Source organism: Trabulsiella guamensis ATCC 49490, from assembly GCF_000734965.1.
Classification (GTDB): Bacteria; Pseudomonadota; Gammaproteobacteria; order Enterobacterales; family Enterobacteriaceae; genus Trabulsiella; species Trabulsiella guamensis.
Map to the genome: position 1 here is coordinate 1 of NZ_JMTB01000120.1, position 1,795 is coordinate 1,795.

The window sequence follows — 1,795 nt, forward strand, 5'->3', positions numbered from 1 at the left end:
GCCTTTCAGCACTGGCGGGTAACCGTTTGCATCCGTTAATATCCTGTAATATAAAAGTACAGCCGTAACATACCGTAACGGGGCATCCGGTTCAGACAGCGGAGGGCAAATGGACGACAGGAAACACACCAGGAAAAACGGAACAGCGCGGAGAGCGCCAAACGAAGGTGAGCGCTGGACAACGGCTGAACTGCGGTTTCTGAAGAAGCACTACCACAGGATGCGCACCGCAGATATTGCCCTCCGCCTGAAACGCACGCCCGGTGCCATTTATACGATGGTCCGTAAGCTGGGATATTCTGACAACGTGAGGCCCTGGACGGATACCGAAAACGAAATTCTCCGGCACTACGGTGAAAATGGTGCGCCAATGAAAGACATTCTTCTGGCATTACCGGGTCGTTCACAGTCAGCAGTTCTGTCGAGAATGCGAAAGATACGCCTTATCCGCCGTCGCTGGCGACCGGATGAACTGGCGCTACTGAAACAGTATTTTGAGGCTGAAGGGGTCAGCATTATCAGTCGTCTGCCCGGAAGAAGCGAGAGCGCCATCAGAAATCAGGCGCGTTTACTCGGTCTGGAGAGCCCGTCAATCAGGCATCAGACCCGGTGGACAAAACAGGAATTATCGCTGCTGAGACGAAAGCAGCATCTGCCGCTGGCTGAACTGAGCAGACTGTTCCCGGATCGCAATACATCTTCCGTGCAGCAGGTCAGAATACGGTTAAAACGGCATCAGGCCAGCCAGAAAAAGTAACAGTGTCAGCGTCAGGACGGTTCCCCTTCATGCCTGGAATTATCCTCACACCACCGGAAACGTACACTTTTCAGACAAAGATTGCTTTTTTTTGTATTGAAATGTAAGCAAATAATGCGATATAACCATAATATAAAGGTGGTTTTACTTAAATCAAACTAACAGGCTGATTCAAGGGAATGCGATACGATGGGCAGGGAAACGCGGGTCAGAATTGCGGTAACATTTCTGTCGGTACTGAGTACCGGCGTTTGTGCCGCGCCGCTTTCGCCATCCGATCGTGACAGTATTCAGCAGCAGCAATCTGAACTGCTGCGCCGCGGGCAGAGCCAGCGCGAAGAGCTTGAACGCAGTATTCCGCTCCCCCGTACAGCAGAACCACCTCCCGCAACATCTGACGCATCCGGTCCCTGTTTTACTGTTCGCGACATATCCCTTAATGGTTCCACGCTGATTAAACCTGCCGCGCAGCAAAAGTTACTTTCTCCCTGGCTGAACCAGTGCCTCAGTATGGCGCAACTGACGCAGCTTACAAACGATGTGACGGACTGGTACGTCAGCCGGGGCTATATCACCAGTCGGGCTTTTCTGACGGAACAGGATATCTCCGGGGGGCATCTTCGTCTTGTCGTGATGGAGGGTCGTCTTCAGGCCATCAGAATGGACGATGCGCCGCCCCGTATGCTGAAAATGGTTTTTCCGGGGGCGGAAGGCGGAATATTAAATCTGCGCGATATCGAGCAGGGCATGGAGCAGATTAACCGTACCCGCCGCGAGCCGGTGCAGATTGAGATTTTACCGGGTGACAGGGAAGGCTGGTCGGTGGTGAATCTCACCGCCACGCCCGAGTCTCCCGTCACCGGTTCGGTGAGTTTCGATAACAGCGGCCAGAAAAGTACAGGGACGGGGCAGTTCAGCGGTTCCCTTTCCTTTAATAATCCCCTCGGTCTGGCGGATTCGTGGTTTGTCAGCGGCGGGCGCAGCAGCGACTTTTCGTCTTCGCATGATGCGCAGAACGTGGCGGCAGGTTTCAGTCTG

General features: G+C 53.6%; 2 protein-coding genes. Both read left to right on the forward strand.

Features of this window, described 5'->3' with window-relative positions; all coding sequences use genetic code 11:
* Positions 1–109 precede the first annotated feature (109 nt).
* Entirely contained in the window at positions 110–757 is a 648-nt protein-coding gene (locus GTGU_RS21550) for a hypothetical protein (RefSeq protein ID WP_156964229.1), read from the forward strand.
* Positions 758–946: 189 nt separating this feature from the next.
* A partial coding sequence (locus GTGU_RS21555; protein WP_038162371.1) for a ShlB/FhaC/HecB family hemolysin secretion/activation protein occupies positions 947–1,795 on the forward strand: 849 nt, incomplete at its 3' end.

What these genes read in the sequence shown, in the direction of transcription:
- GTGU_RS21550 (WP_156964229.1), top strand. Translation starts at nt 110, where the DNA reads ATGGACGACAGGAAACACACCAGGAAAAACGGAACAGCGCGGAGAGCG.